The 17,215-nt window shown below is 61.8% G+C and carries 15 protein-coding genes; 5 read left to right on the top strand and 10 right to left on the bottom strand.

The features are described from left to right. Nucleotides 1-14 precede the first annotated feature (14 nt). The 9 genes from ssuB to argE all read right to left on the bottom strand — a co-directional run bounded on the left by ssuB (nucleotide 15) and on the right by argE (nucleotide 10,114). Nucleotides 15-821 (bottom strand): aliphatic sulfonates ABC transporter ATP-binding protein, encoded by an 807-nt coding sequence (gene ssuB / locus DWF74_RS14255; RefSeq protein WP_102862151.1) that lies wholly within the window; start codon nucleotides 819-821, stop codon nucleotides 15-17. Continuing rightward, nucleotides 818-1,606 (bottom strand): aliphatic sulfonate ABC transporter permease SsuC, encoded by a 789-nt coding sequence (gene ssuC / locus DWF74_RS14260; RefSeq protein WP_115581168.1) that lies wholly within the window; start codon nucleotides 1,604-1,606, stop codon nucleotides 818-820. The genes ssuB and ssuC overlap by 4 nt, the downstream gene beginning before the upstream one ends. Before the next feature lie 9 nt (nucleotides 1,607-1,615). Next, entirely contained in the window at nucleotides 1,616-2,764 is a 1,149-nt protein-coding gene (gene ssuD, locus DWF74_RS14265) for an FMNH2-dependent alkanesulfonate monooxygenase (protein ID WP_102862153.1), read from the bottom strand. 24 nt (nucleotides 2,765-2,788) lie between these two features. Continuing rightward, on the bottom strand, nucleotides 2,789-3,754 hold the full coding sequence (locus tag DWF74_RS14270; protein WP_102862154.1) for a sulfonate ABC transporter substrate-binding protein: 966 nt from the start codon (nucleotides 3,752-3,754) through the stop codon (nucleotides 2,789-2,791). Between the two features lie 90 nt (nucleotides 3,755-3,844). Then, on the bottom strand, nucleotides 3,845-4,438 hold the full coding sequence (gene ssuE, locus DWF74_RS14275) for an NADPH-dependent FMN reductase (protein ID WP_102862155.1): 594 nt from the start codon (nucleotides 4,436-4,438) through the stop codon (nucleotides 3,845-3,847). A 312-nt stretch (nucleotides 4,439-4,750) separates the two neighbouring features. Next, nucleotides 4,751-5,389, bottom strand: a complete 639-nt coding sequence (locus DWF74_RS14280; RefSeq protein ID WP_102862156.1) for a peroxiredoxin — start codon at nucleotides 5,387-5,389, stop codon at nucleotides 4,751-4,753. 274 nt (nucleotides 5,390-5,663) lie between these two features. Beyond that, a complete protein-coding gene (locus DWF74_RS14285; RefSeq protein ID WP_110652463.1) occupies nucleotides 5,664-7,022 on the bottom strand; it encodes an OprD family porin in 1,359 nt (452 codons plus the stop codon). Nucleotides 7,023-7,521: 499 nt separating this feature from the next. Beyond that, a complete protein-coding gene (gene argA, locus DWF74_RS14290; protein WP_102862158.1) occupies nucleotides 7,522-8,820 on the bottom strand; it encodes an amino-acid N-acetyltransferase in 1,299 nt (432 codons plus the stop codon). Between the two features lie 136 nt (nucleotides 8,821-8,956). Next, nucleotides 8,957-10,114: an acetylornithine deacetylase gene (gene argE, locus DWF74_RS14295; protein WP_115581169.1), complete on the bottom strand. Its 1,158-nt coding sequence runs from the start codon at nucleotides 10,112-10,114 to the stop codon at nucleotides 8,957-8,959. Nucleotides 10,115-10,273: 159 nt separating this feature from the next. Here argE and DWF74_RS14300 point away from each other — a divergent pair, with 159 nt between their 5' ends. Next, nucleotides 10,274-11,641, top strand: a complete 1,368-nt coding sequence (locus DWF74_RS14300; protein WP_102862160.1) for an inorganic triphosphatase — start codon at nucleotides 10,274-10,276, stop codon at nucleotides 11,639-11,641. A 9-nt stretch (nucleotides 11,642-11,650) separates the two neighbouring features. Here the strand turns inward: DWF74_RS14300 and DWF74_RS14305 are convergent, their stop codons facing one another. Beyond that, nucleotides 11,651-12,121 (bottom strand): Lrp/AsnC family transcriptional regulator, encoded by a 471-nt coding sequence (locus tag DWF74_RS14305; RefSeq protein WP_065902318.1) that lies wholly within the window; start codon nucleotides 12,119-12,121, stop codon nucleotides 11,651-11,653. Between the two features lie 124 nt (nucleotides 12,122-12,245). Between DWF74_RS14305 and DWF74_RS14310 the strand changes: the two genes are divergently transcribed. The 4 genes from DWF74_RS14310 (at nucleotide 12,246) to DWF74_RS14325 (ending at nucleotide 17,212) form a co-directional block, all read left to right on the top strand. Beyond that, the gene (locus tag DWF74_RS14310; protein ID WP_102881221.1) at nucleotides 12,246-12,575 is read left to right on the top strand and encodes a hypothetical protein; all 330 of its coding nucleotides are present in this window, start codon (nucleotides 12,246-12,248) and stop codon (nucleotides 12,573-12,575) included. 111 nt (nucleotides 12,576-12,686) lie between these two features. Then, on the top strand, nucleotides 12,687-14,465 hold the full coding sequence (locus tag DWF74_RS14315; RefSeq protein ID WP_115581170.1) for a GspE/PulE family protein: 1,779 nt from the start codon (nucleotides 12,687-12,689) through the stop codon (nucleotides 14,463-14,465). Between the two features lie 80 nt (nucleotides 14,466-14,545). Next, nucleotides 14,546-16,153 carry a methyl-accepting chemotaxis protein gene (locus tag DWF74_RS14320; RefSeq protein ID WP_115581171.1) on the top strand — a complete coding sequence of 536 codons (1,608 nt, stop codon included), beginning with the start codon at nucleotides 14,546-14,548 and terminating at the stop codon, nucleotides 16,151-16,153. A gap of 138 nt (nucleotides 16,154-16,291) precedes the next feature. Beyond that, nucleotides 16,292-17,212, top strand: a complete 921-nt coding sequence (locus DWF74_RS14325; protein ID WP_102862164.1) for an SPFH domain-containing protein — start codon at nucleotides 16,292-16,294, stop codon at nucleotides 17,210-17,212. Nucleotides 17,213-17,215: the final 3 nt, after the last annotated feature.

Consider the following 17,215-nt stretch of genomic DNA (forward strand, 5'->3'; position numbering starts at 1 on the left):
TATGAGTCGCTGTTTTAAAGAGCCCAGCGCAACTGCGTGGGCAAGGGTGAAACGGGTTCCGGCTCCGGCGGTGAGCCTGGAAGTGACAGCACGCGATTGAGAACTTCGGTTTCCAGGGCCGCCAGGCGATGGGAACCGCGCACCCGCGGGCGTGGCAGCTCGACGTGCAGGTCAAGGCCCACCTCGCCGTCCTCGATCAGGATCACCCGATCGGCAATTGCCACGGCTTCGCTGACATCGTGGGTCACCAGCAATACGGTGAAGCCATGTTGCTGCCATAAACGTTCGATCAACTGCTGCATCTCGATCCGGGTCAAGGCATCCAGTGCTCCCAGCGGCTCGTCCAGCAGCAACAGTCGCGGCTGGTGAATCAGGGCTCGCGCCAAGGCCACCCGCTGCTTCTGGCCACCTGACAGCGCCGCCGGCCATTCATGGGCGCGATCGGCCAGGCCCACCGCCTCAAGGGCTTCCAGGGCCTGGGGCCGCCAGTGGCCCTTGAGGCCGAGCCCAACGTTGTCGATGACTTTCTTCCAGGGCAGCAAACGCGCCTCCTGGAACATCAGCCGGGTGTCTTCGATGGCTGCGCTCAAGGGCGCGGAACCGGCCAGCAACTCACCGCCCGAAGGCTGGTCGAGACCGGCCAGCAGGCGCAGCAAGGTGCTTTTGCCGCAACCGCTGCGGCCCACCACAGCCACGAACTGACCGGCAGGAATGTGCAGATCGATTTCCCGCAGCACCTGCCGCGCCCCAAAGGTCTTTTGCAATTTGCGCACGGCCAGGGGAATGCCCCGCAGCAGCCGTGGAGGTTGTTGAGCCGTCATTGGGCATCTCCCCTGGCCACTTGATAGGCCGGATGCCAGCGCAGCCAGACTCGTTCCAGGCCCCGCGCCGCAAGGTCTGCAAGCTTGCCTAGCAGCGCATACATGACGATGGCCAGCACCACCACATCGGTCTGCAGGAACTCCCGGGCATTCATGGCCAGATAGCCGATGCCGGAGCTGGCGGAGATGGTTTCCGCGACGATCAGGGTCAGCCACATGAAGCCCAGGGCAAAACGCACGCCCACCAGGATCGAGGGCAAGGCTCCCGGCAGGATCACTTGGCGAAACAGCGCAAACCCCGACAAGCCGTAGCTACGGGCCATTTCCACCAGCGCCGGATCGACGTTGCGAATGCCGTGGTACGTGTTGAGGTAGATCGGAAACAGAGTGCCCAGCGCTACCAGGAAAATCTTCGCCGACTCGTCGATGCCGAACCACAGAATCACCAGGGGAATCAGCGCCAAGTGCGGTACGTTGCGGATCATCTGCACCGAGCTGTCCAGCAAGCGTTCACCCCATTTCGACAAGCCGGTGATGAAGCCCAGCACCAGGCCGATACCGCCACCGATGACAAAGCCCAGCCCCGCACGCCAGCCACTGATAGCCAGGTGGGTCCAGATATCACCGCTGCGGACCAGGCTGATCCCGGCTTCGATCACCGCGCTGGGAGCCGGCAGGATGCGGGTCGACAGCCAACCCGCCGACACCGACAGTTGCCACACCGCGAGCAACAGCAACGGCAGCCCCCAGGGCGCCAGCCGACGCACTATGCGTTGTCCATTCATGGCCGCACCTCAGCTCTGGGACGCGGCTTTGGGAAGGATGTCATTGGCGACCATCTCCCCGAACGGGCTGACGTAACCGGCGGCTTCGGGCAGCTTGGGCCGTTCGATATCCAGGTGCGGAAACAGCAACTCGGCCACGCGATAGGACTCTTCCAGGTGTGGATAACCGGAGAAGATGAAGGTATCGATGCCCAGGTCCGCGTACTCTTTCATCCGCGCCGCCACCGTAGGGCCGTCGCCCACCAGTGCGGTGCCGGCCCCGCCACGCACCAGACCCACTCCGGCCCAGAGATTGGGGCTGACTTCCAGCTTGTCGCGACGCCCCCCATGCAGGGCCGCCATGCGCTGCTGGCCCACGGAATCGAAGCGCGCCAGGGACGCCTGGGCCCGAGCGATGGTGTCGTCGTCCAGATGGGAAATCAGGCGCTCGGCGGCCTGCCAGGCCTCGGCATTGGTTTCCCGCACAATCACATGCAGGCGGATGCCGAAGCGCACGGAGCGTCCGAGCTTGGCTGCCTTGTCCCGCACTTGCTGGATCTTCTCGGCCACGGCGGCCGGCGGCTCTCCCCAGGTCAGGACCATGTCCACCTGCTCGGCGGCCAGATCCTGGGCGGCTTCCGAAGAGCCACCGAAATACAGCGGCGGGCGCGGTTGCTGCAGCGGTGGATAGAGCAGCTTGGCGCCCTTCACGCTGATGTGTTGGCCGTCATAGTCCACGGTTTCGCCTTCCAGCACCCGGCGCCAGATACGGGTGAACTCCACGGAGGCCTGGTAACGCTCTTCATGGTCGAGGAACAGGCCATCGCCGGCCAGTTCGTCCGGATCACCCCCGGTCACCAGGTTGAACAGCGCCCGGCCACCGGACAAGCGATCCAGGGTTGCCGCCTGACGCGCCGCCACCGTCGGGGAAATGATCCCGGGGCGCAGGGCGACCAGGAACTTCAGACGCTGGGTCACCGGAATCAGCGAAGCCGCCACCAACCAGGAATCCTCGCAGGAGCGCCCGGTGGGGATCAGCACCCCGCCAAACCCCAGGCGGTCGGCGGCCTGGGCGATCTGCTGCAGGTAAGCATGATCCACGGCGCGAGCGCCTTCGGCGGTGCCAAGGTAATGGCCGTCGCCGTGGGTGGGCAGAAACCAGAAGATGTTGAGGCTCATGGAGTTGTCTCCTAAGGGGTCGATTTACGGCGCTTTGGCCACGGCGGCAGGGGGCGTCCAGATCACGTCTTTGATGCTCAGCGGCTTGGGAATCAGCTTGAGCTGATAGAAGCTGTCGGCAATTTTCTGCTGCGCGGCGATCACTTCCGGGGTCAGGAAGGCCGCACCGTAGCCCTGGCGTTTCACCGAGGTCAGGGTGATGTCGGTAGACAGACCCAGCAGCGGCGCCACTTGCTGGGTGACCTCCTGCGGGTTGGCCTTGGACCACTCGCCCACGGCCCGCACTTCTTCCACCAGGGCCTTGATCACCTCGGGGTGCTGCTGTGCGTAGGGTTTGGTCGCCAGGTAGAACTGGTGGTTGTCGACGATGCCACTGCCGTCACGCAGCGTGCGTGCCTGCAGTTGCTGCTCGGCTGCCGCCTGGTAGGGGTCCCAGATCACCCAGGCGTCGACGCTGCCACGCTCGAACGCCGCTCGGGCATCGGCCGGAGGCAGGAACACGGTCTGGATATCGCTGTACTTGAGGCCGGCGTCTTCCAGGGCGCGGACCAGCAGGTAATGAACGTTGGAGCCCTTGTTCAGCACCACTTTCTTGCCCTTGAGGTCCTGCACCGACTTGATCGGCGAGTCCTTGGGCACCAGGATCGCTTCGCTATGGGGCGCCGGTGGTTCGTAGGCCACATAGAGCAGGTCGGCACCGGCGGCCTGGGCGAACACCGGCGGGGTTTCGCCGGTCACGCCGAAGTCGATGGAACCGACGTTCAGCCCTTCCAGCAACTGCGGACCACCAGGAAACTCGGTCCACTTCACGTCCACACCCTGCTGTGCCAGGCGCTTTTCCAGGGTGCCCTTGGCCTTGAGCAGCACCAGGGTGCCGTATTTCTGATAACCGATACGCAAGGTCTCGGCTTGAGCTTGAACAATGGCGCCGAAGGACACAGCCGCAGCAAACAGAGCGACCAGACCGCGACGCAAAATGACAGGGCGCATGGCGCTCTCCTTTTTGCTGTGGGGTTGTGGCTGCACCTGCTTGCCCGTTGGCGGGCGAGTAAGGCCAGTACTTCAAATCAGGGGTGTGGCTCAAATGCTCCAGCGAGCACTCAACAGCCGTTCATTCAATACATGCGGGTCCAGCGGTTTGGGGCGACGGGCCATGGCGCTGTGAAACTGCTCCAGAGCCTCTTTCAAACGCAGCTCCAGAGCCTCGGCCAGCTGCGGCTGCACACTGCCTTCGCCATAAGCGATCTGGCTGTCCTCGGCAAAGATGCCCTGGAGCATTTCCTGAGCCTTGAGTGCCGAAAGCACAGGCTTGAGGGCGTAATCCACCGCCAGCATGTGGGCGATGCTGCCGCCTGTGGCCATGGGCAGCACCACCTTGTGGCTCAGTGCGCGTTCCGGCAGCAGATCGAGCAGGGTTTTCAGCGCCCCGGAAAACGACGCCTTGTACACCGGTGTGGCGATCAGCAGGCCGTCGGCCTGTTCAATGTGTTGCAGCAGGTTGATGACCATGGCGCTGTCAAAGCGAGCGTGAAGCAGATCCTCGGCCGGGAAGTCCCGCACCTGGTAACTGACCACTTCCACGCCTTGCTGCTGCAACCAGCGCTTGGCCAACTCCAGCAGCACCCCGGAACGGGAGCGTTGGCTGGGACTGCCACCGAGAGAGACCACCAGCATGCAGGGGATTCCTTGAACAAGATAAAGCGATTCGCGGGATGCGATCTCGCCGGACTGAACAGACCTTAACAGCCTATTTTTATATCCATAAATCTTATTTATTCATTTGTTTATTCCTTAAATGAATATAAGGAACGATGATTTCCAGGCAAAAAAATAGGCCGTCGAAACGGCCTTAAAACCCCTGCTTTGTGGTTCTGTTACCTCGGCGCTCTGCGTAGGAACGGGCTTGCCCGCGAAAGGCTCCGCAAAACCTGCACCGGCCTCACCACCGCCTTCGCCGGCAAGCCGGCTCCTACAGCAGTGAGTGGGTCAGCGATTGGGCTGCGGCGTCAGGCGCAGGTAAGGCTTCACTGCGCGATAACCTCTGGGAAAGCGGCGTTTGATCTCTTCCTCGTCCTTGAGCGAGGGCACTATCACCACCTCGTCACCGTCCTGCCAGTTGGCCGGAGTGGCCACTTTGTAGTTGTCGGTGAGTTGCAACGAGTCAATCACCCGGAGAATTTCGTGGAAGTTGCGCCCAGTACTGGCGGGATAGGTGATGGTCAGGCGAATCTTCTTGTTCGGGTCGATGACGAACAGCGAACGCACGGTCAGCGTGTCGCTGGCATTGGGATGAATCAGGTCATAGAGGTCCGACACTTTGCGATCGGCGTCCGCCAGGATCGGAAAATTGACGATGGTGTGCTGGGTTTCGTTGATGTCTTCGATCCAGCGGTGATGGGAATCCACCGGGTCCACCGACAGGGCAATGGCTTTGACTCCGCGCTGAGCGAACTCGTCCTTGAGCTTGGCGGTGAAACCCAGCTCGGTGGTGCACACCGGCGTGAAGTCTGCGGGGTGGGAAAACAGCACGCCCCAGCTATCGCCCAGCCACTCGTGGAAACGAATCTTGCCGGCACTGGAATCCTGTTCGAAGTCGGGGGCGATGTCGCCCAGTCTGAGGCTCATGGGGTGCTGCTCCTGTGAGTGCGTGATGGAGCTACTCTGCCTGCACCAGAGCTTATTTAAAAAGAATAAATATCGATTTATTCATAACCAAATTGAATATTAAAAATCTCTTCACTGGACGCGCGCGCAGGCGAAGACCACCCTTCTCAACAAGGTTCGAGAAGGCCTTGAGTAGCTGTACAAAGAGGGGGATTCAGGAAGGGCTCACGGGGGTGGGCCTGACTTGAAGCAATACCTCGCCCGGCATTGCGCCGGGCGAGGCTTTATCGCGCTATTACAACAGCGGGATCGAGTAGCTGACGATCAGACGGTTTTCGTCCTGATCGCGCTGGCCCGGGATGTCGTTACGCCACATGGCGTTCTTCCAGGTCAGGCCGAGGTTTTTCAACGGACCTTCCGGAATCACGTAGGCAACGGTCAGGTCGCGTTCCCACTCGGAGCGGCCGCTGCCGGCAACAGCACCTTTAGAGGTGACGGTGTCAATATTGTCGCCACGCAGGTAGATAACACCAGCGGTCAGGCCTGGTGCCCCCAGCTTGGCGAAATCATAGGCATAACGAGCTTGCCAGGTACGCTCACCAGCACGGTTGAACTTGGCGATCTGCATATCAGTAGTCAGATAAGCGGAAGCGCCATCACCTTGGTTGAGGAATGGGAAGTCACTGCTGCCGTTGCTGACTTGGTAGCCACCACCAAAAGTGTGACCGGCCACCGAGTACAGGAACAGGCCGCTATACAGGTTGTTATCAACCTTGCCCTTACCGCTTGGCACACCGGAATAGTTGCCGGTAGTGAAGTAGTTGGCATCGTGACCATTAGCGCCGTCGTCACGGCTATTGAAATAACGCAGGTCGGACTTCAACACACCAGGGCCAATAGACCAGTTATGAGTCAAGCCCAGGAAGTGCTGTTTGTAGAAGTCTTCCAAGTTGCCGTAGTAGTACTGCGCTGTCAGGTCTTTGGTGAGTTTGTAGTCACCGCCGCCATAGTAGAACTTGTTGCTATCGCGACCATTCGCGGTGCGGCCGTTAGCACCAGCGATCGACAACTCTTCATTGTTACTGGAGTTACGACCTTTGGCATGCTCGATCTGGCCACCGACCAGAGTCAGGTCCTTAATATCGTTAGACGTGATCTGACCGCCCTGGAAGGTTTGCGGCAGCATACGACCGTCGTTGGTCACGATAACCGGCAGTTTGGGTTGCAGAGTGCCCAGCTTCAATTCGGTCTGCGAGATCTTGGCTTTGGCAGTCAGGCCCAAGCTAGAGTAATTATCAACCGCTTCGCCGTTGGACTTGCTTGGAAAGACGGTGCCGCCATACGAGTTGTTCGAAGCGCCGTTAGTACCGCCACCCGAATCCAGCTTGATGCCCAACAGGCCGATAGCATCGACACCAAAGCCAACAGTGCCTTGGGTATAACCAGAAGTGAAGTTGAGCTGGAAGCCTTGACCCCACTCTTCCGCCTTGCTCTGGGCCTTCGCGGCTTTAGTGCCGGAGTCGCGGTTATCGTTATTGATGTAGAAGTTGCGCAGCCCCAAGGTAGCCTTGCTGTCTTCGATGAAACCGGCGGCGCCTGCCTGCTGCGCCAAAACCCCTACGGCCACAGCCAGGGCCAAGGTGGACTTGTTCATGTTTCGCTCCTCTCGTTTCTAATTCTTGTGGTTCCTGGCCCCAGATCGAACGCCCGGGTGCCACAGATGCGCGATTAGCGCCAGACCGTGACCGACAAGTCAATCGTAACTATCTATGTCTACGACCATGGTCTAATCGCAGTGATTTGGTCCATGCAGGGTAATGAATTACTCATAAACCCAAAAAGAATTGTTTAGTCCTTTTTCATGCTTTTCAGGAATAACGCTAGCCACTGTAAAGCCGAGAGTCCCGGCCTAGGCACTCGCAAGCTTATTTCTGAAAATTTTTCCCCGATTCAGCCCTTCAAGGTCCTCCCCGCGCCAGAGGCGTAAAACGTCATGGAGGATCGAAAAAGCGACGCATCATGGCTAAGAGCCTATCCTCCCGTCAATTTGTTACAGTTTTTGTGTCGAAATGAAATTTTTCTGACATGTGCAGAAAACGACAACGCCTCGATCCTGGGGTCGAGGCGCTGTGTATTGCAGAACAGAAATGGACTCAGAGGGCCTTTTCGAAGATCTTCGAATTGCGCTGGTAGTTGTACAGCGAGGCCCTGGCCGACGGCAGACGTTCGACGCTGCTGGGCACAAAACCCCGCTCGCGAAACCAGTGGGCGGTGCGGGTAGTGAGGACGAACAAAGTCTTCAACCCTTGAGCACGGGCCCGGGTTTCAATCCTTTCCAACAGTTCATCACCGCGCTTGCCATGACGATACTCCGGGTTCACCGCAAGGCAGGCCAGCTCGCCGGCGTCGGAGTCGGCAATCTGGTACAAGGCAGCGCAGGCAATGATCATGCCCTCGCGCTCGACCACGCTGAACTGTTCGATCTCACGCTCCAGCACCTCCCGGGAGCGCCGTACCAGGATGCCCTGTTCTTCCAGCGGGCTGATCAGATCCAACAAACCACCGACATCTTCAATCGCCGCCTCGCGCACCCGCTCGAATTGCTCTTGGGCCACCAGGGTGCCGCCGCCATCACGGGTAAAAAGTTCCGTCAGCAGGGCGCCATCTTCGGCATAACTGACGATGTGGCTACGTCCCACACCCCCACGACAGGCCTCGGCAGCGGCATCCAGCAGTTCGGCCTGGTAATTGCTGCCCAGACGCTGCAAGTGGGCCGGAACCTGTTGCGGGCGCAACTCGCGCACCAGCTTGCCGTTTTCATCCAGCAGCCCCGGGTCGGCACCGAACAGCAGCAGCTTGTCGGCCCCCAGATCGATGGCGGCGCGAGTGGCCACGTCCTCGCAAGCCAGGTTGAAGGTTTCGCCAGTGGGCGAATACCCCAAAGGCGACAGCAGCACGATGGAGCGCTCGTCCAGCAGGCGATTGATGCCCTTGCGATCGACCCGACGCACCTCACCGGTGTGGTGGTAGTCGACACCTTCCAGCACGCCGATCGGACGGGCCGTCACCAGGTTGCCGCTGGCGACCCGCAACCGCGAGCCCTGCATGGGCGAGGAGGCCATGTCCATGGACAGACGCGCCTCGATGGCAATGCGCAACTGGCCCACGGCGTCGATCACGCACTCCAGGGTCGCCGCGTCGGTAATCCGCAGGCCGTGATGGTAATGGGGCGCCAGACCGCGAGCCGCCAGACGGGCTTCGATCTGTGGCCGTGAACCGTGCACCAGCACCAGGCGAACCCCCAGGCTGTGGAGCAGCACCAGGTCGTGGACGATATTGCCGAAGTTGGGGTGCTCAACGCCGTCGCCGGGGAGCATGACCACGAAGGTACAGTCACGGTGAGCGTTGATATAGGGAGACGCGTGGCGGAGCCAATTGACGTATTCGGGCATGAACCTGAGCCTGTAAATAAAAAGCAGCCTATAAAAGGACGAAACGGAAAACGCACAGCGGGCTGATGGTTATCGTCGGAACAGGCTTGGCAACACGCTTACTCTCCTCATGGGTACGGATCAGGACGACGGTAATTTACTGAAATTGGGCCGGCGTCAGGCAGTAATGTTCAATCAACTCTCGTAGCAACTGCACAGTAGGCTGCAAGCGTGACATTTCAAGGTACTCCCCAGGCTGGTGGGCGCAGGCAATATCGCCCGGGCCCAGCACCAGCGTCTCGCAGCCAAGGCGCTGAAGATAAGGCGCTTCAGTGCCAAACGCTACTGCTTCGGCACGATGCCCGGTAAGCCGCTCCGCCAACCGCACCAGCTCAGCGTCCTCGGGCTGCTCGAACGGCGGCACCGCAGGGAACAGCGGCGCATAGTCGATCTGCACTTCATGCCGCTCGGCAATGGGTTGAAGTTTCTGCCGGATCGCCTCGCGCAGCACTTGCGGGTCCATGCCCGGCAAGGGACGCAGGTCGAACTCCAGGGAGCACTGGCCGCAGATACGGTTGGGGTTGTCGCCACCGTGGATGCAGCCGAAGTTCAAGGTCGGTTGCGGCACGCTGAACTGTGGATTGCGGTACTCGCGCTGCCACAGCAGCCGCAACCCCCGCAGTTCGCCGATGGCGTCGTGCATGGCCTCCAGAGCGCTACGCCCCAGGCGCGGGTCAGAGGAATGACCACTGCGCCCGAGGATATCGATGCGCTCCATCATCACCCCCTTGTGCAGGCGGATCGGCTTGAGGCCCGTGGGCTCGCCGATCACCGCCGCGCGCCCCAGGGGCCGCCCGGCTTCCGCCAGGGCCCGGGCACCGGCCATGGAGCTTTCTTCATCACAGGTCGCAAGGATCAGCAGCGGCTGCTTGAATGGCTGCTCCAGCAACGGTCGCACCGCTTCGATGATCAAGGCGAAAAAGCCCTTCATGTCACAACTGCCCAGACCGACCCAGCGGCCGTCGACCTCGGTCAACTTCAGCGGATCGGTCTGCCATAAAGCGGCATCGAACGGCACCGTATCACTGTGCCCGGCCAGTACCAGGCCACCGGGACCGCTACCGAAGCTGGCCAGCAGATTGAACTTGCCGGGGCTGACCTGCTGGATATCGCAGGCAAAACCGAGGTCGCCAAGCCAACTGGCCAACAAGTCGATGACCGGACGGTTGGACTGGTCCAGCGCAGCTTGAGTGCAGCTCACCGACGGCGCGGCGATCAGTGCAGCGAACTGATCTTTCATGGACGGCAATGGCATGAACTGGCTCCGCAAATCCCAAGATGAGGACCATCATAGAGGCATCTCGTGAGAGGAAGGAACCGTCGTGGCGCCTCCGGGCGCCTGGTCCTGTACACTGCACGGCCTTGGCAGCCAACTCTTCCCCCGGCTGCACTCCCGATCCTGGATTTTCCGGCCATGCAGAAAGAAACCGAAATCAAACTCCGCGTCAGCCGCGAAACCCTCGCCGCCCTGCGCGAGCACCCGCTACTGAAAAAACGCAACAAAAGTGGCTGGGAACGCCGTGAGCTGATGAACCAGTACTTCGACACCCCAGAGCGCGATCTGGCCCGGGCCAAAGTCGCCCTGCGCCTGCGTCGTGACGGTGACGCAGTGATCCAGACCCTCAAGACCAGCGGCCAGAGCGTTGCCGGCCTGTCCGAGCGCAACGAGTACGACTGGTCGTTGGCCAAAGCCAAGCTCGACGTGAAAAAACTCGACGGCGAATGCTGGCCCGAAGCCCTGGCCGAGCTGGACAAAAAGACCCTCAAGCCGCTGTTCACCACCGACTTTGTCCGTGAACGCGCGGAAATCGCCTGGGGCCGTGGCAAGGCCAAAGTGGTGATCGAGGCGGCCCTGGACCTGGGCCAGGTGATCGCCGGCAAGCACAAGGAAGAAATCTGCGAGCTGGAGCTGGAACTGCGTGAAGGCGAACCCGCTGCTCTGCTGGAACTGGCGGCGGAGCTGGCCCTCACCCTGCCCCTGATGCCCTGCGACATCAGCAAGGCCGAGCGTGGCTATCGCCTGTTCGATGCCGGTAGCTACTCCTTGAGCCTGCCGGCGCCACAACTGAGCGCCGAAACTCCACTGGACGATGCCTTCGCCGCCCTGGCCTGGCACCTGCTGGGCAGCAGCCAGCGCCTGGCCGAACAGTATCGCTTCAACGGTCACTGGCGCCTGCTGCAGGACTGGGTGGATAACCTCGCCGAGCTGCGAGCTCTGGCCAGCAGCCTGGGCCAAGCGGCGCCACGCCAATCCACCGCTGAGCTGCGTAGCGCCCTGGATGCCCTGCTGGAAGACTGGCGTCCGCTGGTACAAGCCGGCCTCGACGATGAAGACGTGCGCAAAGCCGCGCCGGAGCAGTTCATCGAGGAACTGCAGGACGTACGCTGGGGCCTGTTCTCCCTGAACACCTCGCGCTGGCTGCTGGCCCGAGCCTGGACCGCCGAGCGCAACACCCGTGGCAACCGCCAGGGTGCTGCGCAACTGGGCAGCTGGCTGCCACGCCTGCTGGCCGAGGAAGCGACCTCCCTGCAACTGCCGCGCTACCAGCAGCAGCCGGAAGATCTGGCCGAGCAGTTGCCGCGGATCGAACGTATCCAGGCCTGGCTGCACCACGCCCGCGCCGCGCTGGACATTCCGGAGCTGGACCGCCTCTACGGTGAACTGAACAAGCTGGCACAACTGGCCAACGAGCCCATTACCGACGAAGCCCTCGATGCCCGCAAGCAACAGGCCATCGCGGTGTTCCAGAACCGCGCCTGGAAAACCCTGCTGCGCATGTAAGCCGCCCCCTCAGCGCAGTACCGGCAGGCTGGTGGTGGACTTGATCTCCGACAGGGCAACGATCGAGTTCACCTCCTGAATGCCGGGCACCATGGACAGTTTCTCGAAGAAAAACCGCTCATAGGCTTCGATGTCCGCGGTCACGATGCGCAGCAGGAAATCCACCGCCCCCATCAGCACATAACACTCCAGCACCTCCGGAAAACCGCGAATCGCCTCGGTGAACTCGGTGAAGTTGGAGCGTCCGTGGGCGTTGAGCTTGATCTCGGCAAAGATCTGCGTGTTGAGGCCGATCTTCTTGCGATCAAGCAAGGTCACCTGGCCACGGATCACCCCCTCTTCCTTCAAGCGTTGGATCCGCCGCCAGCACGGTGACTGGGACAAGCCCACCTGTTCGGCAATCTGCGCACTGGAAAGTGACGCGTCCTCTTGCAGCAACGCGAGTATCCGGCGGTCGTAGGCGTCCAGCTCGCTATGCATAATAAATTCCCTTATCTATAAAAACTTGAATCAAACAATTCTACTTTCATGAATTCCGCTCAATCTTAGATAAGAAATACCCGAAACCGAATGTAAAAATTTCTCCACTGATCTGGAGACTGCCATGCCCCATCTCGAACCCGCCCCTGGCCAATCATCCCGCGCCGATGTCTGGAACCAGAACAATGTCCACTGTCGCGTGCACTATCAGATGACGGCCGAGGCCGAAGCCGATGTCCTGTGTCGGGTGCTCAACCACTTCGCCCTGCAATTTCTGGTGCCCCAGCGGGTCACGGTGATCCAGCAAGACGCCACGCTGCACATCGACGTGGAACTCGACGGCCTGAGTTGGCACCGGGCTCGGGTGATCGGCGACAAGTTGCGCAACCTGATCAGCGTCTGCTCGGTAGAACTGGAACGGGCAGAGCCGGCGCAACTGCAGGCCGCTGGCTGAGGCCGGAAAAACCCTGCAACCCTTGGCAGGCGGCGGCCCAGTCTGGCGGGGCTATTCTTGGCCATTTGTGGTCAGAGACCCGCGTCTGGACAACAGCCCCGAGGAGCCCCCATGGCTGCCGCACACATTGCCCAGGATCACTGGCTGGACCTCAGTGAGCTGCTGCGTGAACTGCTGGCCCAGGGCCGCATCAGCCAGGATGCCGCCGAACAGGCCCTCAGCATCCGACGTCATGGCACCAGCCCCCCCTTGCATCCCCTGGAACTGATTGCCAGTCAGCATCTGCCGGACTTGCAGCGTCCCGGCCAGCATCTGGACCTGGACAGCCTCACCGCGTGGCTGGCCCGGCGCGCCGGCCAGCCCTACCTGCGCATCGACCCGTTGCAGATCGACGTCGCCAGCATCACCCCGCTGATGTCCTGCGCCTTCGCCCAGCGGCACAAGATCCTCGCCGTGGCGGTGGATGCCCAAAGCGTCACCGTGGCCAGCGCCCAGCCCTATGTCAGCGCCTGGGAGGCCGATCTGGCCCATGTCCTCAAGCGCTCGATCCACCGGGTGGTGGCCAGCCCGGTGGATATCCAGCGCCTGACCCTGGAGTTCTATCGCCTGGCCAAATCGGTCAGCGGGGCCAGCAGCGAGCAAAGGACAAGCGGCCCGGGCAACCTCGAGCAACTGCTCAAGCTCGGGGCCAGCGACCAGGAGCCGGATGCCGACGACGCCCACATCATCAACATCGTCGACTGGCTGTTTCAGTACGCCTTCCAGCAACGGGCCAGCGATATCCATATCGAGCCCCGCCGCGAGCACGGCACCCTGCGCTTTCGCATCGACGGGGTGCTGCACGGCGTCTACCAGTTCCCACCCCAGGTGACCCTGGCCATCGTCAGCCGCCTCAAGAGCCTGGGACGGATGAACGTCGCGGAAAAACGCAAACCCCAGGATGGCCGGGTCAAGACCCGTACTCCAGAAGGCAGCGAGATCGAGTTGCGGCTCTCGACCCTGCCCACGGTCTTTGGCGAAAAGTTGGTGATGCGCATCTTCGACCCGCAGGTGCTGCTCAAGGATTTCGATCAGCTGGGCTTCGGCGCCGACGACTTGAACCGTTGGCAAGCCATGACCGCGCAGGCCCACGGCATCATCCTGGTGACCGGCCCCACAGGCTCGGGCAAGACCAGCACCCTCTACACCACCTTGAAAAAGCTAGCGAGCCCCGAGATCAACCTGTGCACCATCGAAGACCCGATCGAGATGATCGAGCCGGCGTTCAACCAGATGCAGGTGCAGCACAATATCGACCTGAGTTTTTCCAGCGGCGTGCGTGCGTTGATGCGCCAGGACCCGGACATCATCATGATCGGCGAGATCCGCGACCTGGAGACCGCCGAAATGGCTATCCAGGCTGCACTCACCGGGCACCTGGTGCTCTCCACCCTGCACACCAACGATGCCCCCGGAGCCATCAGCCGCCTACTGGAACTGGGAGTGCCTCACTATCTGATCAAGGCCACCCTGATCGGCGTCATGGCCCAACGCTTGCTGCGTACCCTGTGCCCCCACTGCAAGGCGCCCGCCGCCCTCGCCCCGGATGACTGGCAGAGCCTGACCTCCCCCCGACAATTGCCGCTCCCGCCCCTGAGCAAAAAGGCCGTGGGCTGCGCAGAGTGCCGTGGCACCGGCTATCACGGACGTACCGGCGTCTACGAAATCATGCCCTTGAGTACCCCGCTCAAAGCCCTTGTTCGAGACGACCTCGACCTCGCCAGCCTGCGTCGCCAGGCTTGCGACGACGGCATGCGCAGCCTGCGCCTGGCCGCCGCACAAAAGCTTGCCGATGGCCTGACCAGCCTGGAGGAAGTGCTGCGGGTGACACCTCAAAGCGAAAACCAGTAACCAGACCCCGCTCGCCCGGAGGCGAACCCCAAGTGCTGGGCTACGCTTTAACCACCGCCAAGACAAGCAGGAAGCCAGGCATGAATATTCGTCACAACATGATCGCCTCCGGGGTTCTCAGCCTGCTGGCCATTGCCCTGGTAGCCGGCCTCGGCCTCTGGGGACAGTCACGCCTGGCCAAGGCCCTGCATGACAATGAAGTCAATGCCAGTGCCCTGCGCAATCACCTGGAAGCCGACATGATGCACGACGCCCTGCGGGCCGATGTGCTGGAGGCTCTGAGCAGCCAGCCTGGCGACAGCGCGGCCGCAGAGGAGGTGCGCAACAGTCTGCGCGAACACGGCGATTGGTTCCGCAAGGCCCTGGCGGAAAACGCCCGGCTGCCCCTGGCGCCGGATATCCGCGATGCCATCAGCGAGTTGCAGCCAGTCCTGGAAAGCTACATTCATGCGGCCGAAAGCATCGCCGAACAGGCCCTCAAGGCCCCCCAGACCGCGCGCCTGCAAATGCCGGAGTTTTCTCAGCGTTTCAGTGAAGTGGAGACCCGCAACTCGGCACTGAGCAGCAAGATCGAAGCCGCTACCGCACAGACCAGCGCAGACAGTGAAACCGCCGTACGCCAAGCCGCCTGGTGGCTGATCGGCGGCAGCCTGATTGCCGCCCTGGCCCTGTGCCTGTTGACCCGCCAGTTGCTCATCCGGGTCCTCAAGCCCCTGGAAAAATCCGTCGCCACGGCCCGGGCCATCGCCCAGGGCAACCTGACCATGCCCATCAGTGTCGACAGCCGGGACGAAGCCGGCCAGTTGCAACAGGCCCTTGGCGAAATGCAGGACAACCTGCGGCAGATGATCACCACCATCCGCCATGAGAGCGAGGAGTTGCGGGGGCGTTCCCACAGCCTCAGCGACACCTCGCTGGGCATCGCCGACGGCGCCACCGAGCAGGCCGACGGCGCCACCGACATGGCAGCAGCCATGGAGCAGATGATCAGCAACATTGCCCAGGTCGCCGAGCACGCCCGCAACGCCCAGGGCATTGCCGCCCAGTCCGAGTCCCTGGCCGGCAGCGGCGGCCAGGTGATCCTCGGGGTCGTGGACGGCATGAGCCACATCGCCGAGGCGGTGAACCAGTCGTCCCAGAGCATCACCGCCCTGGGCCAGTCCTCGGAGGAGATCCATTCGATCATCCAGGTGATCAATGGCATCGCCGAGCAGACCAACCTGCTGGCCCTGAATGCCGCCATCGAAGCGGCCCGGGCCGGCGAGGCCGGACGCGGATTCGCCGTGGTCGCCGACGAGGTGCGCAACCTGGCGGCGCGCACCGCGCAATCCACCCGGGAGATCACCGGCATGATCGAGCGCATCCGTGAAACCACCGAGCAAGCAGTGAGCAGCATGCAAACCGGGGTCAGCCGGGTCAGCGACGGGGTGCACATGGCCCAGCAGGCGGGGACTTCGATCAACGAGATTCGCCAGGGTGCCCAACGTTCGGCGCTGATGGTGGAAGAGATTTCCCACACCATCGGCGAGCAGTCCAAGGCCAGCAGCGAAGTGGCGCAACGGGTGGAGATGATCAGTCAGGTAGCCCGGCGCAACAGCCAGGCCATGCGTGAGCTGACCCAAACGGTGGAGCAGATGGAAAACTCTGTGGCGACCCTGCAAACCTCGGTCACCCGCTTCCAGCTTTGAACCTTGCGGCGTGCCCGAATCGCGCCAGTGATGTGTGTCCTGATGATGCAAGGACCAAGGTATGCCGGCGCCGGGCCGGACACCGCCGTACACTCGTGCTCCTCGAGCCCTTGAGCAATGACTGAACAGGTGAATGTTATGCAGATCGGAAGCGTACTGTTACTTTTTGTCGGCCTCGCGGTGGCCCTGGTGTTCATGGGGTTCAAGGTCGTGCCCCAAGGCTACCAGTGGACAGTGGAGCGCTTTGGTCGCTACACCAACACCCTCAAGCCGGGGCTGAACATCATCATTCCGGTGATGGACCGCATCGGTCGCAAGATCAACGTCATGGAAAGCGTGCTGGACATTCCCCCTCAGGAAGTCATCACCGCCGACAACGCCACGGTGCAGATCGACGCCGTGTGCTTCTTCCAGGTGGTCAACACCGCCCAGGCGGCCTACGAGGTCAACAACCTAGAGCACGCCATCCGCAACCTGCTGCAGACCAATATCCGTACCGTGCTCGGTTCCATGGAACTGGACGCGATGCTGAGCCAACGTGACGGCATCAACGAGAAACTGCTGCGAACCGTTGACGAAGCCACCGCGCCCTGGGGAATCAAGATCACCCGTATCGAGATCAAGGACATCAGCCCGCCTGCCGACCTGATGGCGGCCATGTCCGGGCAGATGAAGGCCGAACGGGTCAAGCGCGCCCAGATCCTCGAAGCCGAAGGCCTGCGGGCAGCGGCCATTCTGACCGCCGAAGGCAAGAAGCAGGCGCAGATTCTGGAAGCCGAGGGTGAACGTCAGGCAGCCTTCCTTGAGTCCGAAGCCAGGGAGCGCCAGGCCGAAGCCGAGGCCCGGGCGACCCAGGTGGTATCCGAGGCGATCGCCAGCGGCAACGTCCAGGCGATCAACTACTTCGTCGCGCAAAAGTACATCGATGCCCTGGGCAAGCTGGCGTCGGCCAACAACAGCAAGGTGATCCTGATGCCACTGGAAGCCAGCCAGGTGATCGGCGCCGTGGGCGGCATTGGCGAAATCGTCAAGGCCACGTTCGACGGCAAGAAGGTCTGAGGC

Origin of the sequence: Pseudomonas protegens (assembly GCF_003363755.1) — a bacterium.
In the GTDB taxonomy this organism is placed as follows: Bacteria; Pseudomonadota; Gammaproteobacteria; order Pseudomonadales; family Pseudomonadaceae; genus Aquipseudomonas; species Aquipseudomonas danubii.

Coding starts and splice junctions, on each gene's coding strand:
- ssuB (WP_102862151.1), bottom strand. CDS start 821: ATGACGGCTCAACAACCTCCACGGCTGCTGCGGGGCATTCCCCTGGCC.
- ssuC (WP_115581168.1), bottom strand. CDS start 1,606: ATGAATGGACAACGCATAGTGCGTCGGCTGGCGCCCTGGGGGCTGCCG.
- ssuD (WP_102862153.1), bottom strand. CDS start 2,764: ATGAGCCTCAACATCTTCTGGTTTCTGCCCACCCACGGCGACGGCCAT.
- DWF74_RS14270 (WP_102862154.1), bottom strand. CDS start 3,754: ATGCGCCCTGTCATTTTGCGTCGCGGTCTGGTCGCTCTGTTTGCTGCG.
- ssuE (WP_102862155.1), bottom strand. CDS start 4,438: ATGCTGGTGGTCTCTCTCGGTGGCAGTCCCAGCCAACGCTCCCGTTCC.
- DWF74_RS14280 (WP_102862156.1), bottom strand. CDS start 5,389: ATGAGCCTCAGACTGGGCGACATCGCCCCCGACTTCGAACAGGATTCC.
- DWF74_RS14285 (WP_110652463.1), bottom strand. CDS start 7,022: ATGAACAAGTCCACCTTGGCCCTGGCTGTGGCCGTAGGGGTTTTGGCG.
- argA (WP_102862158.1), bottom strand. CDS start 8,820: ATGCCCGAATACGTCAATTGGCTCCGCCACGCGTCTCCCTATATCAAC.
- argE (WP_115581169.1), bottom strand. CDS start 10,114: ATGCCATTGCCGTCCATGAAAGATCAGTTCGCTGCACTGATCGCCGCG.
- DWF74_RS14300 (WP_102862160.1), top strand. CDS start 10,274: ATGCAGAAAGAAACCGAAATCAAACTCCGCGTCAGCCGCGAAACCCTC.
- DWF74_RS14305 (WP_065902318.1), bottom strand. CDS start 12,121: ATGCATAGCGAGCTGGACGCCTACGACCGCCGGATACTCGCGTTGCTG.
- DWF74_RS14310 (WP_102881221.1), top strand. CDS start 12,246: ATGCCCCATCTCGAACCCGCCCCTGGCCAATCATCCCGCGCCGATGTC.
- DWF74_RS14315 (WP_115581170.1), top strand. CDS start 12,687: ATGGCTGCCGCACACATTGCCCAGGATCACTGGCTGGACCTCAGTGAG.
- DWF74_RS14320 (WP_115581171.1), top strand. CDS start 14,546: ATGAATATTCGTCACAACATGATCGCCTCCGGGGTTCTCAGCCTGCTG.
- DWF74_RS14325 (WP_102862164.1), top strand. CDS start 16,292: ATGCAGATCGGAAGCGTACTGTTACTTTTTGTCGGCCTCGCGGTGGCC.